This window comes from Williamsia sp. DF01-3 (assembly GCF_023051145.1).
In the GTDB taxonomy this organism is placed as follows: Bacteria; Actinomycetota; Actinomycetes; order Mycobacteriales; family Mycobacteriaceae; genus Williamsia.
In genome coordinates this window covers 5,208,518-5,224,707 of record NZ_JALKFS010000005.1, presented here as the reverse complement: position 1 = coordinate 5,224,707, position 16,190 = coordinate 5,208,518, and the positions used below count along the sequence as shown (strand labels likewise).

General features: G+C 65.7%; 11 protein-coding genes and 1 pseudogene. 7 read left to right on the top strand and 5 right to left on the bottom strand.

The genetic code is table 11. The annotated features are described in order from the left end of the window. Positions 1-44: 44 nt before the first annotated feature. A complete protein-coding gene (locus MVA47_RS26370) occupies positions 45-1,817 on the bottom strand; it encodes an acyl-CoA dehydrogenase (protein ID WP_247210505.1) in 1,773 nt (590 codons plus the stop codon). A gap of 186 nt (positions 1,818-2,003) precedes the next feature. Between MVA47_RS26370 and MVA47_RS26365 the strand changes: the two genes are divergently transcribed. From MVA47_RS26365 to MVA47_RS26355, 3 genes are all read left to right on the top strand, one after another. Next, positions 2,004-2,897 carry an enoyl-CoA hydratase gene (locus tag MVA47_RS26365; protein WP_247210504.1) on the top strand — a complete coding sequence of 298 codons (894 nt, stop codon included), beginning with the start codon at positions 2,004-2,006 and terminating at the stop codon, positions 2,895-2,897. Positions 2,898-3,024: 127 nt separating this feature from the next. After that, positions 3,025-3,906: an ElyC/SanA/YdcF family protein gene (locus tag MVA47_RS26360; RefSeq protein WP_247210503.1), complete on the top strand. Its 882-nt coding sequence runs from the start codon at positions 3,025-3,027 to the stop codon at positions 3,904-3,906. Then, on the top strand, positions 3,849-4,886 hold the full coding sequence (locus MVA47_RS26355; protein WP_247210502.1) for a hypothetical protein: 1,038 nt from the start codon (positions 3,849-3,851) through the stop codon (positions 4,884-4,886). The genes MVA47_RS26360 and MVA47_RS26355 overlap by 58 nt, the downstream gene beginning before the upstream one ends. A gap of 14 nt (positions 4,887-4,900) precedes the next feature. Here the strand turns inward: MVA47_RS26355 and MVA47_RS26350 are convergent, their stop codons facing one another. Further along, positions 4,901-5,644 (bottom strand): metallophosphoesterase, encoded by a 744-nt coding sequence (locus tag MVA47_RS26350; protein WP_247210501.1) that lies wholly within the window; start codon positions 5,642-5,644, stop codon positions 4,901-4,903. Between the two features lie 196 nt (positions 5,645-5,840). Next, positions 5,841-8,215, bottom strand: a pseudogene (locus tag MVA47_RS26345) (ATP-dependent DNA ligase). Positions 8,216-8,276: 61 nt separating this feature from the next. Here MVA47_RS26345 and MVA47_RS26340 point away from each other — a divergent pair. The 4 genes from MVA47_RS26340 (at position 8,277) to MVA47_RS26325 (ending at position 14,373) form a co-directional block, all read left to right on the top strand. Continuing rightward, positions 8,277-9,218, top strand: coding sequence for a Ku protein (locus MVA47_RS26340; protein ID WP_247210500.1), 942 nt, complete (start codon positions 8,277-8,279; stop codon positions 9,216-9,218). Between the two features lie 134 nt (positions 9,219-9,352). Next, a complete protein-coding gene (locus MVA47_RS26335; RefSeq protein ID WP_247210499.1) occupies positions 9,353-12,139 on the top strand; it encodes a DUF2232 domain-containing protein in 2,787 nt (928 codons plus the stop codon). A 91-nt stretch (positions 12,140-12,230) separates the two neighbouring features. After that, the gene (locus MVA47_RS26330; protein WP_374474467.1) at positions 12,231-13,766 is read left to right on the top strand and encodes a flavin-containing monooxygenase; all 1,536 of its coding nucleotides are present in this window, start codon (positions 12,231-12,233) and stop codon (positions 13,764-13,766) included. Between the two features lie 13 nt (positions 13,767-13,779). Further along, the gene (locus MVA47_RS26325) at positions 13,780-14,373 is read left to right on the top strand and encodes a TetR family transcriptional regulator (RefSeq protein ID WP_308280614.1); all 594 of its coding nucleotides are present in this window, start codon (positions 13,780-13,782) and stop codon (positions 14,371-14,373) included. Between the two features lie 24 nt (positions 14,374-14,397). Here the strand turns inward: MVA47_RS26325 and MVA47_RS26320 are convergent, their stop codons facing one another. Together MVA47_RS26320 and MVA47_RS26315 are read right to left on the bottom strand one after the other, a co-directional pair. Then, positions 14,398-15,375: an NAD-dependent epimerase/dehydratase family protein gene (locus MVA47_RS26320; RefSeq protein WP_247210498.1), complete on the bottom strand. Its 978-nt coding sequence runs from the start codon at positions 15,373-15,375 to the stop codon at positions 14,398-14,400. Between the two features lie 11 nt (positions 15,376-15,386). Continuing rightward, a complete protein-coding gene (locus tag MVA47_RS26315) occupies positions 15,387-16,127 on the bottom strand; it encodes a glucose 1-dehydrogenase (protein WP_247210497.1) in 741 nt (246 codons plus the stop codon). Positions 16,128-16,190 lie beyond the last annotated feature (63 nt).

Below are 16,190 nucleotides of genomic sequence, written 5' to 3'. Positions count from 1 at the left end.
TCGTGGCCGGAGCCGGAGGGTGTGTGGGTTCGAGCGCCCTCAGGTCAGAACCAGTTCGGGTCGGCGTCCAGGGTTGTGCGGTCCAGGTCGGCCAGCAGATCGAATTGCGGGCCGGTGCGGGGCAGTTCGTATCGATAGAAGTACTGGGCCGCAGCACGTTTGCCGTCGTAGAAGTCGCCCTGTCCACCGTCGGCCGCGATGAGTTGCTCGAGCCACATCCAGGCGATCACCACGTGTCCGGCGGCCTCGAGGTAGATCGATGAGTTCGCCAGACTGACCGCCGGGTCTCCGGCGGACCACAGCTGCCCGGTGACCTCGACCAGCCGATCGACGGCCGCCCGCAAGGCGTCTGCCTTGTCTGCGTCCACGCTCGCGGCCCGGTCGATGGTGGTGGAGATGGCGTCGACGAGCAGCTGCAACCCTGCGCCGCCTTTCATCACCACCTTGCGGCCGAGTAGATCCAGACCCTGAATGCCGTGCGTGCCTTCGTGAATGGGGTTGAGGCGGTTGTCCCGGTAGAGCTGCTCGACATCGAACTCTTTGGTGTAGCCGTACCCTCCGAGCACCTGGATGGCCAGGCTGTTGGCTTCCAGACACCACTGCGATGGCCAGCTCTTGGCAATCGGGGTGAGGACGTCGAGCAGGAACTCGATCCGGGCGGCTTCTTCCGGCGAGGGGGCAGTCTGCTGTTCGTCGACCAACTTGGAGCAGTAGAGGCCCAGGGCCAGGGCTCCCTCCACGTATGACTTCTGCGCCAACAGCATTCGTTTGACATCGGCGTGCTCGATGATGGGCACCGGCGCGGAGGCCGGGTCCTTGCTGGTGGGCACGCGGCCCTGCGTGCGGGTCTTGGCGTACTCGAGCGACTGCTGGTATCCGGCGTAGCCGAGTGAGGTGGCCAGGAACCCGACACCGATCCGTGCCTCGTTCATCATCCGGAACATGTACGACAGACCGCGATGAACGTCGCCCACGAGATAGCCGACCGCACCGGTTTCCGGCGCCGGCTGATACTTGCCCTCCCCGAAGTTCAGCAGGGTGTTGGTGGTGCCGCGGTTACCCATCTTGTGGTTGAGGCCCACGAGCACAACGTCGTTGCGGGTTCCGTCGGCAAGGAACTTCGGCACCACGAACAGCGAGATGCCTTTGACGCCCGGGCCGCCATCGGGTGCTTTGGCCAGTACGAGATGCACGATATTCTCGGACAATTCGTGATCGCCGCCGGAGATCCACATCTTGGTGCCGGTGATGCGATAGCTGCCGTCGTCGACGGGCACCGCCTTGGTGGTGATGTCGGCCAGCGATGAGCCGGCCTGCGGTTCGGACAGGCACATGGTGCCGAAGAAACGGCCCTCGAGCATCGGCCGCACCCAGGTGTCGATCTGCTCGTCGGTGCCGTACTCCACCAACAGGTTGGCGTTCGCCATCGTCAGGAAGGGGTATGACGACGTGGATGCGTTGGCGGATTGGAACCACGCCATGGCGGCACGGGTCACCACCGTGGGCAGTTGCATGCCCCCGACCTCTTCGTCGAATTGGGCCGCGATGAAACCGGCCTTGCTGAACTCGTCGAGCGCGGCGCCGACCTCGTCGATCATCTCGACCTTGCCGTCGGCACCCATTGTGGGCTCGTTCTGGTCGGCCTTCTTGTTGTGTGGGGCAAACCGCTTGACGGCGATGTCTTCGCTGAGGTCGAGGATGCTGTCGAACGTCTCTCGGGAATGCTCGGAGTAGCGTTCGCGCTCGATCAACGCGGTGGCATCAAGCCATTCGTAGAGCATGAAGTCGAGATCGCGTCGGGAAAGTGGGGCGGCCATGTGGATCTCCTAGCGTCCGAGCACGGTGAGGCTGTTCGACTTCCATACAACCACCGTCCGAGCGTGCGGTGGTCGCATACCTTGCCCCGGCGGGCCCGGCCACGCCGAGCGAAACGCCGTAGGAGCGATCCGGTGTCCGGACGTGCGAATGTGGATTAACTTGTCCGCCTTCGACGGGAGAACTCCATGCCCCGATACCTGACCTACGAGCTCATCGACGACGGCGCCATCGCCCGGATCATGCTGGACCGGCCGAAGACGCGCAACGCTCAGAACCGGGGCCTCCTGGTCGAACTCGACGAGGCATTCAAGGCCGCGGAGGCAGACGACCAGGTGCGGGTGATCATCCTCGGCGGCACCGGACCCATGTTCACCTCCGGCCACGACCTCGGGTCGTCGGACGACCGGGCCGAGCGAGCACCCGGCCCGGACCAGCATCCGACCATGTCCACCTATGGCGGGACCAAAGCGGGCACCGAAGCCCGGATGCTGCAGGAGTGGCATTTCTTCTTCGACAACACGCGGCGGTGGCGCAACCTGCGCAAGATCACCATCGCCCAGACGCATGGCACGGTGTACGCCGCGGGTCTGATGCTGGCGTGGGCCTGCGACCTCATCACCGCGGACACCGACACGATGTTCGCCGACGTGGTCGGGTCGCGCCTGGGCATGTGCGGTGTCGAGTATTTCGGTCATCCGTGGGAGTTCGGGCCGAGACGGGCCAAAGAGCTACTGCTGACCGGGGATTCGATCAGCGCGCAGGAGGCGCATCAGATCGGGATGGTGAGCAAGATCTTCGCCCCCGACGAACTCGCCGACAAGACCCTGGATCTGGCTCGCCGGATCGCTCAGCGTCCGGCGGTTGCCTCCCTGCTGATCAAGGAATCGGTGAACCAGTCCGTCGACAACATGGGCTTCTACAACGCGCTGAACGCCTGCTTCTCGCTACATCAGATCAACCATGCCCACTGGGCCGAGGTGACCGCAGGCGAGACGATCATCGGTACTCCCGACCACGGCGTCGAGAGCTGGAAGACCGCGGCGCCCGTCCACGAACGGCAGGTCGATACGCCCTGGTGAGGGTGCACCGAGAGTGGCGGCTCGGCGCCGGCCGGCGCTCGCGCGCTTGTTACTGACCTGAGACCGCGTGGGTGCGAGGCCGTAGCTCGGGTGCCCTACTGTGGCTGTAGTGACTCATGTTGCGCGTGTGACGCGCATAAACCGGACATTTGTGGTTGCCGCGGCGGCAATCGGCATGTCCACCGGGGCGGTGGCCATGGTTCCGACTGTGATCAGCCCGACCATCACCGTGATGCCGGCGGCGTCAGCAGGCGACGTGACCGGCATGTACAACGCCGCCCAGCTGGGGTTCCGCACCGGCGACATCGGGACCGGTCTGAACGCATTGCGCAGGTTGCTCACGGCGAACCCGCGCGACGCTGATGCACTGGCGCTCCAGGCGCTGTGGTCGGACTACAACGCCGACAGGGCCACCACCGAGGCGGCGGTGAACGCATTGCGGAGTGTCGATCCCGCTCGCGCAGCGGTGATCTCGCGGGCACTGACCGCTGTCGGCACGGGAGTGCTGGTCGGTCCCGATCCGGTACCGCGCCTGCTGTCGCCGTCCACCGGCATCGTTCTCATCGGTGCCGGCCCACCGGCGGCCGGTGGTTTCGATGGCGAGATGACCGCCCGGTTGGTGGCGGCCTGGCTCCAGGCCGTGGCAGCCCCACGGTCGCCCATCATCGTTGTCGGCAACACGCCGGGCATCCGAGAATGGCTGACGGCAAAGGCCATCGCTTCGTCGATGATTCACGTGGAACCACGCGCAACCACCCTGGTGCAGAGCGCACTATTCGGTGCCGAGAAGGTCGCGGAGCTGCGACTTCGCGACGTGGTGTTGGTGACCTCGCCCGACCAGGTGCGCCGCGCGGCCGTCGACTTCCAGGTCGCCGGCGTCAAGGTGGCCCGTGCGACAACAACAGTCACCGATCTGTTTGCTCATGTGGCCGTGCCTGCGAAGGTGGACCAGTGGGACATCTACCTCGACGCCTCTCGCGTGCTCGGCCTTCCCGACACAAGGGGCTGAGAGCCGAGCGCAGACCGACGGCGCGGCTGATCCTTGTCGCGATCGTCGGGGTGCTGGCGACAGCCTGTGCCCCCGGGATGATCTTCGGTCCCGACTTCGTGTTGTTCACCCCGAAGGCCGCCCCGATCGTCGACCGCGCCGACTGTCTGACCCCGGACATCTACACGGGATTGACCGGCCTGGGGCCGTGGCCTTCGGCGGACATCGCGCCGGCCCCTGAGCTCGGTTACCCACCTGACGACTTCGATCCGGTGTCCGTGGTGCGGTGTGAACTCGCGCAGAACCCGGCGGGGAACACAACAGTCGACGCCGTGTCGCTGGCCGGGGATATCGCCGCGGTGGTGGAGGCGTTCTCGATCGAATCGAGGCGCTACCCCGACAACGTATCGATCAGCTGCGCCATCAGTGTGGATCCGGCAGTCGGGCTGTGGCTGGTCGACTCCGGAGGTCGCGCATTCCGGCCGGCCTGGCCGTCGGTCCCGTGCAGTTTTCGGGAGGAGCCCCTTGATGCGCTCAGAGCGCTGCACGAAGTCGGACGGGAGTCGTTCGACACCGGGGTCCCGATCACGTTGCCCCGCAATTGCACCGAGCGATCAAGCGGGGGACTCCACGTCGACGATGCCGCCCTGAAAGCCGTCCGGCGCGAGATGGCGGCGGGCGCCGATCCAGTCCTGTCCGACCTGCCTCTGCCGATCGATGACGTGGGACCGCTGCAGGTGTGTCGTCACGGAGTGGACGAGCCGGTACCCGGCGGGTGGCAGATCTGGCTATCGGCGCACGAAAGTGCGCAGATGATTCGGTCGTACCTCGACGCACCTGTCGCACCTGCATGTGGCGTTGCCGCCACACAGATGGCTTCGGTGGTGTTGCGTCGACCGGATGGCTCGGGTGGATCGAGTGTGTCGGTGGAGCTCGACGGATGCCGGCGCCTCGGGGACGGTGTCGCACCTGCCTCGCTGATCGACCGCCTCAGCCGATAGTGCGGCCCCCGGTGTCAGTCCACCGGCACCGAGCGGAAATGGCTGATCACACGGCCCTCGGCGTACACGTGGAAGGCGAGCCCGGGAGGCTGGCCCTCGTTGATCACCTCGGCGCCTTCGAAGGGCAGATTCAGCGTGGACGCCACCCCCGGCGCGAGGCACAGCGGACGTCCCGCAAAAGCGGTGACCGCACCGGTGTGTGCGTGGCCGCACATGAAGTTGACGATGTTGGGATGTTTGTCGACCAGGGCGATCAGTCGCTCTTCGCCGGTCTGACGAATGGTGTCCATGAACGGCATCTGCAGCATGACCGGCGGGTGGTGGAAGGCGATGAACACCGGGACGTGTGGACCGGCAGAGGAGATCTCGGCATCCATCCACGCGATGGTCGCATCGTCGAGATATCCCTCGTTGCGTCCGGGAATCGAGCTGTCGCACACCAGGAACAGGCCGCCCGCGATGGTCCGGGAGTGATTGAGGGGCCGGTCGGTGATGTGGGTGCCGAGGAGGCCGTGACTGAACTCGCCGCGGTCGTCGTGGTTGCCGGGACAGATGAGGATCGGCAAATCGCTGCGCAAGGTGGCAGCCGCTTCCTCGTACTGCGACTGCTTCCCGGTGTCGGTGATGTCGCCGGTGATCACCAGCGCGTCGATGCCCTCGGCACGTGCGTTGATGTAGTCGAGCACAGCGGTGATGCGCCGGCGGGCACGGAGGGTCCCGTTGAAATGCAGATCACTCATGTGCGCGACGACGAGCACGTGGCCTCCTTCTGTGCGGCTGTGACGACCGATCTGGGGCGACCGATTCGGGCAGCCAATACTCGGGGTACCCAATTCGGGGCGAACGAGCGAGGGGGGTCACGACGAGCGCCAGGCTAGACCGTAACGCGCCGCGAACAACCCGACGCGTTCAGCATCGGCCGATTGTCGGCCGGATGTGCTCGCCGGCCCGCCGTCACAGGTCCCCGGGCAGCTTGTCGCGGCGGATCCCGCGCCAAGACGGGTGACGCAGATGACCGGTGCTCGTCCAGTCCATGAATCTCACATCGGCCACCAGCTTCGGCAACACCCACACGGCGTCGGATTCGACAGGCCGATCGAGGCTGCCGATGAACGGCGATGTCTTGCGGCGCAGGGGCTCGAGCTCCTCCATCAGGGACTCGAGCTGGCTGTCGGTGAAACCGGTGCCGACCCGACCCACATAACGGAGACCGGTTGCCTCCGGTAGCCCCATCAACAGTGACCCGATGCGTTGACTGCGGCCTCCTTTGCCGGGACGCCAGCCGCCGATCACCACCTCGATGTCGGTCCAGTTCTTCTGTTTCCGCCACGTCTTCGTGCGCCGGCCCTGCTGATAGATGGAATCGCGGCGCTTGGCCACCACCCCTTCCCAGCCCCGTTCACGGCTGAAGGCAACGGCATTGGAGCCGGGCCCCTCGAGGAGCGGCGGCAGCTGCACCCGCGAATCCGACGAAAACGCCTGCGCGACTTCCTCGAGCAGCTTTCGCCGGTCCTCCCACTTGAGCTTGAGCAGTGACGAACCATTGAGGTAGAGGATGTCGAAGAGCAAGAACTTGATGTCGAGGTCCTCGGTGGCAGTGCTGCGTCCGGCGAGTCGGGTGAAGTTGGTCCGGCCCTTCTCGTCGAACGCCACCACTTCGCCGTCGAGCACCACGTCGAGCAGTCCGAGGTCGTCGGCGATGGGGTGGAGCTGGGGGAAGTCCTTGGTCATGTCGATGCCCGAACGCGACGTGAGCTGGAGCTTTCCCTCGATGTAGCGCAACAGGATCCGGTAACCGTCCCACTTGCCCTCGAATGCCCACTTGTCGTCGGTCAGTTCTTCGATGAGCTCGTCGGTGGCGAGCATCGGTCGTGGGTCGGCGAGGCTGTCGGGCACGATCGGCCGGGGCTCGTCGGACATCAGGTGCGCCAACCAGTTCTTGTCGCCGGTCTTGATCAGCGCATACCGGCCTTGAATCCGTTCGCCGTGTAATCGGACGATGATCTCTTTGTCGCGCCACTTCTCGGTCTCGTACGTGCCGCGGTCCCAGATCTCGACATGCCCGCCGCCGTATTCTCCGGCGGGGATGTCGCCTGCGAAGTCGGCGTAGTCGATCGGGTGGTCCTCGGTCTGCACGGCGAGCCGATTCTGATCACCGTCGAGAGGCAAGTTCTTGGGCACCGCCCACGACACGAGCACACCGCCCCGTTCGAGCCGGAAGTCGTAGTGCAGGCGGCGGGCGTGGTGCTCCTGGATCACGAAGATGGGCCCGGCGGCTTGCTCATCTTCGGATCGGCTGTCGCCGAACGGCTCCGGCGTCTTTCGCTCGTCGCGCTTGCGCCGGTACTCGCCGAGGTCGACCACCGGCGGAGATGCCGCGGCACGGCCGGGCGCGGGCTTCGGGGACTTGTCTGGGTCTGCTGTGGCCTCGCCGTCGCCGGATTCCGCCTCGAGTCCGATCAGCAGGTCGCCGAACTGTTCGAGCCTGTCCGGCATCTCGTCGAACGGAATGTGCCGGATGTCCTTGTCGGCCAGCTCATCCCAGTGCCGGGGGCGGCGACCCAGGGTTCCTCGCGGCCACGCATCGAGTAGGGCGCCAGCGTGGTCTTGGACGCGCTGTTCTGGCTCCAGTCCACGAACACCTTGCCGCCGCGCACCGATTTAGTCATCTGGGCAGTCACCAGATCGGGGGTCTCGTTCTGCAACTGGGTGCCGATCTGCCTGGCGACCTTGCGTGCGGAATCCGATGAGATGGCCTTGTCGAGCCGGAAATAGATGTGGATTCCCTTGGAGCCGCTGGTCACCGGGAAGCACGGCAGCCCGATGCCGTCGAGCATCTCTTTGATGCGCAGCGCCACCTTCGCGCACTGGAACAACGTGACGTCCGGCCCGGGGTCGAGATCGAGGACCACTCGATCGGTCATGCGATCGACTTTGTACGGGACGTCGGCCTGGCCCGGCGGCAACGTCCACTGCGGCACGTGCAGCTCCAACGCGGCTTGCTGTGCGAGCCAGACCAACTCGGCGCGCGAGGTCAGCACCGGGTAGACCACCTTGCGGTCGCTGTGGTCCAGACGAACCCGGCCGAGCCATTCCGGAGCGTGGTCGGGCAGGTTCTTCTCGAAGAACGGGGTCGAGTTCACACCGTCAGGCCACCTCTTGCGGGTCACCGGCCGGTCACGGATGTGCGGCAACATCATCGAGCTGATGTCGCTGTAGTACTCGATGACCTGCGCCTTGACGGTCCCGGTTGCCGGGTAGATCACCTTGTCGAGGTGGGTCACGGCGATCTTGTGACCGTCGACCTCGAGTGTGTTGCGGCTGGCCATGGTTCGGACTTTCCTGGTGGAGGGGGCTGCGTCTTGTGCGAGATACCTGCACAATGACGATATGCGCTCGATCTGGAAAGGCGATCTCAGCTTTGGCTTGGTCAACGTACCGGTCAAGGTCTATTCAGCGACCGAGAGTCACGATCGCAAATCCCACCAGGTCGACTCGAACGACGGCACCCGCATCCGCTATCGAAAGGTCCGGGAGGGCACCGACGAAGAAGTCGAGTTCTCGCAGATCGCGAACGCGTACGAGAGCGACACCGGTCAGACCGTGGTGCTGACCAAAGACGATCTGGCCGAGCTGCCCGTCCAGCGCAGTCCGGAGATCTCGATCACCGACTTCGTCCCCGTTGATCAGGTCGACCCGATCTACTTCGACAAGCCGTATTACCTGGAGCCGGCCAGCAAGTCGCCGAAAGCGTACGCGCTGATGCGCGAGGCTCTCAAAGACACGGACCGGCTGGCCATCGCCACCTTCACCCTCCGTAACCGCACCCGGTTGGCAGCACTACGAGTGGTCGGAAATGTGCTGACCCTCCAGACGTTGCTCTGGCCGGACGAAGTCCGTGAGGCGGCATTCCCGTCACTCGACGAGTCGCCCGACCTCAAGCCGCAGGAACTCAAGATGGCGGCCTCGCTCATCGAGTCGATGTCGGCGGATTTCGACCCGAGCCAGTACGAGGACACCTATCAGAACGAGTTGAGCAAGCTGATCGAGGCCAAGGCGGAGGGCACCGAAGCCTTCACCGCACCCGAGAAGGCGGACGACGAAGACGACGACTCCGAGGTGGCCGACCTGCTCGCTGCGCTGCGCGCATCGGTGAAGAACCGCACCGGCTCGGCCGACGGCTCCGACGACAGCGAGGACTCCGATTCGGGCAAGACGCCCGCGAAGAAGACGGCCGCGAAGAAGGCACCTGCCAAGAAGGCTCCGGCCAAGAAAGCTGCGGCAAAATCAACCGCTGCCAAGAAGGCCCCGGCAAAACGTAAGGCCGGCTGACCCGAAGCTGCGGTTGACCTGCGGGCATACCGAATATCATCCGTGAGGCCGATGGCCGTCGCTCGGTCCTCTGGCAATCTGGACAGATCGAACAGCAACAGAAACAAGAAGCCGGTGGCGCAGTGAGCGAACCGATGAGCGCCAGAGCCCGCCGGCGCGTCACCGCCATCGAGATCGCCGAGGCAGCGGCCCTCGCAGACGTCGCGGCCGCGATCTGTGTCTTGAGCCGGTTCCTGCCCATCGGGGGCGCGGCCTCATTGGTCGCATCCGTCCCGTTCGCGATCCTTGCCGGGCGTCGGCGGCTGCGGGTGAGCCTGCTCGGCGCGCTCACCGGGTACATCGTGGCGTTCTTGTTCGGCGGGTTCTCCGCCGCGAATCTGGTCGGAAGCGCGGCGATCTTCGGCACGCTCTCGGGGATCGCGTTGCGTCGTGGCTGGAACGCTCCGCGGGTCGCCCTCACCGCACTGTTCGCGATCGCGGTGCCGTCGGCGGCTGTCGCGACCGGTCTCCTGGCTCTGTTCACCGATTACCGCGAGTTCATGATCAAACAGATCGACAACGGGTGGCGGGGCACCAAGCGATTGATGGACAACGCGGGCTTCGATCAGTTCACGTCCGTGATCGACCCGGCGGTCAACTGGTGTCTCGACTACTGGTGGATCGCGATACCCGCGTCCGGAATTGCGGGGGTCACGTTCTCCGCACTGACCGTGTTCCTCCTTCATCGCCGGCCGGTCCCGCCGATGATCGCCCGACTGGGCACACCGCACACCGATGAACGACGTCCCGACGCCGGCCCCGTCGGCCCCTTGCCCGTGCGTCTGGACAACGTCGCCGTCACCTACCCGGGTGCAACAGAGCCGGTCATCGCCGATGTGTCGATGACCCTCGCGGCCGGGGAACTGGTGGCAGTGACGGGGCCCAACGGAGTCGGCAAGTCGACTCTCGCGAAAGTGGTCGCCGGACGTGATCCCACCGCAGGCACCGTCAGCCGGCCGGGGGCGGTCGGACTGGGTCGTCCGGGTGGCACCGCGGTGATCAGTCAGCGGCCCGAGACCCAGGTGTTGGGCATGGTGGTGGCCGATGACCTGGCGTGGGGCAATCCCGGACTCACCGAAACCCAGATGGAGGCACTGCTCGATCAGGTCGGACTGGGCGGCATGCTGTACCGCGAGACCGGGACGCTGTCGGGTGGTCAGCTGCAACGTCTTGCGATAGCGGCGGCGCTGTCCCGACATCCTGCCGTGCTCATCAGTGACGAATCCACGGCGATGATCGACCAGGAGGGTCGCGCGGCGGTCAACGGGATCTTCCGGTCGCTCGCCGACCGCGGTGAGACCGCCGTCCTCCAGATCACCCACGACACCGACGAATCGGCCGTCGCCGACCGTGAGATCGCACTGGACTCCCGGTATTCGTCGGTGTCCACCAAGCTGCGGACCACCACTGGCGCCGGCCGCGCCATCCGCGGCGCCCAGGTCAGCCTGATCGACGTCGGGTACGCCCACGACGCCGGGACGCCCTGGCACAACCAGATCTTCAGCGGGTTGAACCTGCACTTCGAGCCGGGCTCGGCCGTGCTGCTCACCGGCCCCAACGGAGCCGGCAAATCCACCCTCGCGAGGGTGATGACCGGGCTGCAGCAGCCCACCTCGGGCCGGGTGCTGGTCGACGGGATGCCGGTGCAGAACGGTCGGCAACACGCGTTGCTCGGGTTCCAGTATTCGCGTCTGCAGATCGTTCGGTCCCGGGCCCGCGCAGACGTCAAAGATGCCGCGGGTGTCGACGACACCGCGGCCAACGCGGCGCTGCTCGAGCTCGGCCTCAACTCCGCGGTCATCGGTGACGCGTTGGTGGACGAGCTGTCGGTGGGTCAGCAACGCCGGGTTGCCCTGGCCGGGCTACTCGCCTGCAAACCGCGACTACTGGTTCTCGACGAGCCGCTCGCCGGTCTGGACGCCCCGTCCCGCGCCGCGATGGTCGCCGCGCTGCAGCGGGTGAAGGCGTCGGGCACCACACTCGTGGTGATCTCGCATGATGTCGGTGAGCTCGACGAACTGGTCGACAGGACGATTGTTGTCGACGAGGGCACCGTCGACGGGCAGCCGGTCACGCCGGCCCCACCGCCGTCGAGTCTGAAATCCACCGCGAACCTGGCCAGCGTGGTGCGCACGCTGCCCCACGCATCACCCGCGCGCAGATGGTGGGTGGGGACAAAACTCGTGGTGTTGGCAGCGATCGCGCTGATGTTCGCGCTCGAGCCCACCTGGCTCAGTGTTGCCGTCGGCGCCACGATCGCCGCAGGTTGGACCGTGCTGGGCAGGGTGCCGCGCGCTGCCGTTCCCCGACTGCCACTCTGGCTCGTCGGGATCACACTCTTCGGCGGGTTCATCACCGCCCTCGGCGGCGACGAGCCCTACGTCACCGTCGGCGGGGTGGAGTTCGGGCTGGGCGGTGCCGCGTACTGGGGAATCCTCATCTGCATGACGGTCATCTCGCTGTACAGCGCGTTGCTGTTCTGCTGGACCACCCCGATGGTCGAGATACCCGCGTTTGCTCAGCGGCTGGTCGGGTGGGCAGCGCGGCTGGGTATCCCCGCGCAGTCGGCCGCGGTGTCGGTGGCCCTTGCGCTGCGGTTGTGTCCGTTCTTGATCAGTGACTTCCGCACCCTGCTGCAGACCATCGCCCAGCGCAGATCCGACAAAGAGCAGACGGCGCGGGAGAGGATCAACGGGTGGGCGGCCTGTCTGCCGATCGTCTGTTCACTTGCCTGCCAGAACGGACGCGAGCTCGCGGCAGCGATTGAAGCCCGAGGTGGCGTGGGATCGGTGTCCCGATCTGACCGGAGTCCGAGATTTATGGACCTCCTCGTGCTTATCGTGGTCCTCGGGTCGGTAGGCGCGGTCGTCGCGCTGGGATGAGCCCCCGCGGCCACGGCCGCGCGCGGGCAGACGGCCGGTGCCGCGACAAGTGGAGGTCTGCGCAGTGATCGACGATCAACGGCAAGAGCACATCGGCGGGCAAGAGCGCCCGGAAGTGCCCGACGTCTCTGACACCAACATTCCCTTCACCGACGTCGTCATCATCGGTGCGGGGCTGTCCGGGATCGGCGCGGCATACCGGATCGCCGAGAAGAACCCATCTCTCACCTACATGCTGCTCGAGCGCCGTTCCAGGATCGGCGGCACCTGGGACCTGTTCCGGTACCCCGGAATCCGCTCGGACAGCGACATCTTCACCCTCAGCTTTCCGTACGAGCCCTGGACGCGTGAGGAGTCGGTGGCCGACGGCGACCACATCCGCGACTACATCACCGCCACCGCACACAAGTACGGCATCGACCGGCACATCCGATTCGACACCAGAGTCCGGTCGGCCGATTGGGATTCGTCCACCGACACCTGGACCGTGCATGCCGAGCAGGGCGGCACCGAGACCACGTTCCGGTGCCGGTTCCTGTTCTTCGGCACCGGCTACTACAACTACGACGAGGGCTACACACCGGAGTTCGAGGGCCTGGAGAACTTCGCCGGCCAGGTGATCCATCCTCAGTTCTGGCCCGGGGATCTCGACGTCACCGGCAAGAAGGTGGTGGTGATCGGCAGCGGGGCGACGGCGATCACGCTGATCCCGGCCCTTGCCGAGGCAGCGGACTCGGTGACGATGCTCCAGCGGACCCCCACGTACATCATCTCGATGCCGAAGGTGGAGCCGCTGGCCAATGCGATCCGAAAGGTGCTGCCACGCAAGATCGCCCACAACGTGGTGCGGTGGCGCAACGTTCTCCTGAATTCCTTCATCTATCTCGTTGCACGCAAGTCGCCCGGCGTCGCGAAGCGGTTCCTGCGCAACATCGCCGTCCGTAACCTCCCCGAGGGTTACGACGTCGACACCCATTTCAAACCCTCCTATCAGCCGTGGGATCAGCGGATGTGTCTGGCGCCCGGTGCTGATCTGTACAAGGCCATCGCGGAGGGCAAAGCCTCCGTGGTCACCGACCACATCGAGACGTTCGACTCCGATGGGATCCGGCTCCGGTCAGGGGAGCACCTCGACGCCGACATCATCGTCACGGCCACCGGACTGCAACTGCAAGCGCTGGGCGGGATCGCCGTCAGCGTCGATGGTGAGGACGTCAAACCGAGCGATCGATTCGTCTACAAGGGCCACATGCTCGAAGACGTGCCGAACATGTCCTGGTGTGTGGGCTATACCAACGCATCATGGACGCTGCGCGCCGACATGACAGCGCAATCGGTGGCAAAGTTGCTGTTGCACATGACCTCTCACGGCTACACCCACGCTTACCCGCATCTCGGCGACGAGGTGCTCACCGAGAAGTTCGCGTGGGACATCAAGGCGGGTTACGTCCTGCGGTCGCCGCATGCGCTGCCGAAGTCGGGCACCAAACGTCCGTGGAACGTGCGACAGAACTTCCTCCTCGATTCCCTCGACCACCGGTTCGATCGCATCGGCGAATCGATGATCTTCGGCCGGGCCACCACTCCCGCCACCGCACCGACCGTCCCCGAGTCGTCCGTGCGGTGATTGAATCGGTGCGGTGAGCACATCGGACACAGAAGCGACAGCTGACGAGCCGAGGCCTCCGGGCCGGCCTCGCGACGGTTCGATCGACGACCGGATAGTCGCGGTGACCCGTGAAATGCTCCTCGATGTCGGGTGGGAGGGGCTGAGCCTGCGTGCTGTCGCGGCAAAAGCCGGCGTCGGGCGGGCGAGTCTGCGTCGCCGGTGGCGTACCAAGGCCGAACTGGTGTTGCATGCGATCCTCGGGCCCGAGCCCGACATGTCGCGGTTCGACGGATCCGACCGGGTGCAGTGGATCACCGAGACGGTCAACGGAAGTCACGAATTGTTCGCCACCCCGGAGGTACGGGCCGCGGTCCCCGGATTGCTTCAGGCGCTGCGGGAGAACGATGACCTACGCCGGCGGCTGTGGTCGGATTTCAGTGGGCCGCCCGCATCGCTGTTCGCCGCTGACCCGGAGTCGACCAAGTCTGCCGATCCGGATATAGATGCCCGCGCCATCTTGGCCCTTGCCGCGGGGTCGGCGCTGTTCCTCAGCGCGGTGGCCACCGATGACGACTCCGATGTCCTGCGGCGCAGGATCGTCGAAATCCTCACGGCCGCATTGTGATGCATGCTCCTTCGCCCGGTCAGATCACTTCGATGAAGCGGTGGTGAAGGTTTCGAGGATCGCGGTCTCCGCCGAGCGCCAGGTCAGGGCGAGTTCGGTGCGGGTCAGCGAGTCATCCGTCGGGGTGGCTGCTGTCAGCAACTGTGCCGCCTCGTAACTCAGTCCGCCGATCGGAACGACCCCGGCCACGGTGTCGGCGATCCGGCCCAGCGTACGGAAGACACTGCCCGGCAACGGTATTCGAACGAACCGCCGCCCGGTTCCGTGTTCGAGCAGATCGATCATGCGCTCGAACGTCAGCATCTGACCGCCCAGGATGTACCGACGCGGACCGCGTCCAGACGTCATCATCGCCACGTGTGCGTCGGCCACATCGCGAACGTCGATCATCTGCATACCCCCGTCGACCACCGGCGCGATCCTCGAACGGACGATGGGCGCCCAACCGCGCTCGGTCACACCCGCGGCCGTCTGCAGTGCCGGCCCGACGACGCTCGCTGGGTACGTGACCACCACAGGCGCGCCCGATTGCTGAAGCTCCCGAGCCACCCGATCGGCATATGCCTTGGTCTGCCCGTAGGCGCTGCGGGCGGTGGCGGTGGGACTGTCCGGTCCGATCACTGGGTCAGGGGAGGGAAACAGTGCGGCATAACTGCTCACCAGGACCACCGGATCGAGGCCGGTGTCTACCGCCGTCCGCAAGATCGCCTCGGTTGCGTGAGCGTTGATCTGCCACATCAGGTCGGCCTGCCGGTCGTCGGTGCCGACGACGCCGGCTGCATGGATCAAGGCGTCGCAGCCGTCGAGCAGGCTTTTGACAACCGATGCATCCCGCACGTCACCCGTCAGAACGCGGGCACGTCCCGACGGTGCCAACCGGGCGACGAGGGACGGATCCTCGTGCGGTGCCACCAGTACCCGGAGGTCGAAACCCGCCAGGTCGAGACCGTGGAGGATGTGTGCACCGACGTACCCGGTGCCGCCGGTGATCGCTACCCGCATGCCGACCCGGGTCAAAAGGTCTTGTGGGGGACGCCGGCGAGCAGTCCGCCTTCGACGACGAACTCGCCACCGGTGGTGTACGACGATTCGTCACTGGCGAGGAACAGCACCATTGCCGAGACCTCTTCGGGGTCGCCGCCACGTCCGAGCGGGATGGTGAGGAAGTCCTCGGGGATCGCCTCGGTCATCGGCGTCCGGATGAATCCGGGATGGATCGAGTTGACGCGCACGTTCTTGGGCGCGAGCTCCAGCGCCACGGACTTGGTCAGACCGCGGACCGCGAACTTGGTCGCGGTGTAGCCGTGCAGCCCTGGACTACCGCGGAAACCCTCCACCGACGACACGTTGATGATCGATGCGGGTGCCGAGTCGGCCAAGGCGTTCGCTGCCGCCTTGATACCGAGGAAGGTGCCGGTCAGGTTGACGTCGAGGATGGCCTGCCAGTCGGCCAGCGAGAAGTCGGCGATCAGGTTGCCGTTCACCATCCCGGCGTTGTTGATGAGCACGGACAAGCTGCCGAAGGTGTCGAGGGTGGTCGCCACGGCCTCGTGCCAGCTGTCTTCCTGGGTGACGTCGAGGTGAACGTACACAGCGTGGTCGCCGAGTTCGTCGGCGAGTTGCCGGCCGGGCTCGTCGAGGATGTCGCCGATCACCACGCGGGCGCCCTCGGCCACCAACGCTTTGGCGTGGGATGCGCCCATGCCGCGGGCGCCGCCGCTGATCAGAGCCACCTTGCCTGCTATTCGGTCCATGATTTCCCTCCCCATCGGATCAATTCGGTACCATTGGTACCATAATTATCGATCAGGCGGGTC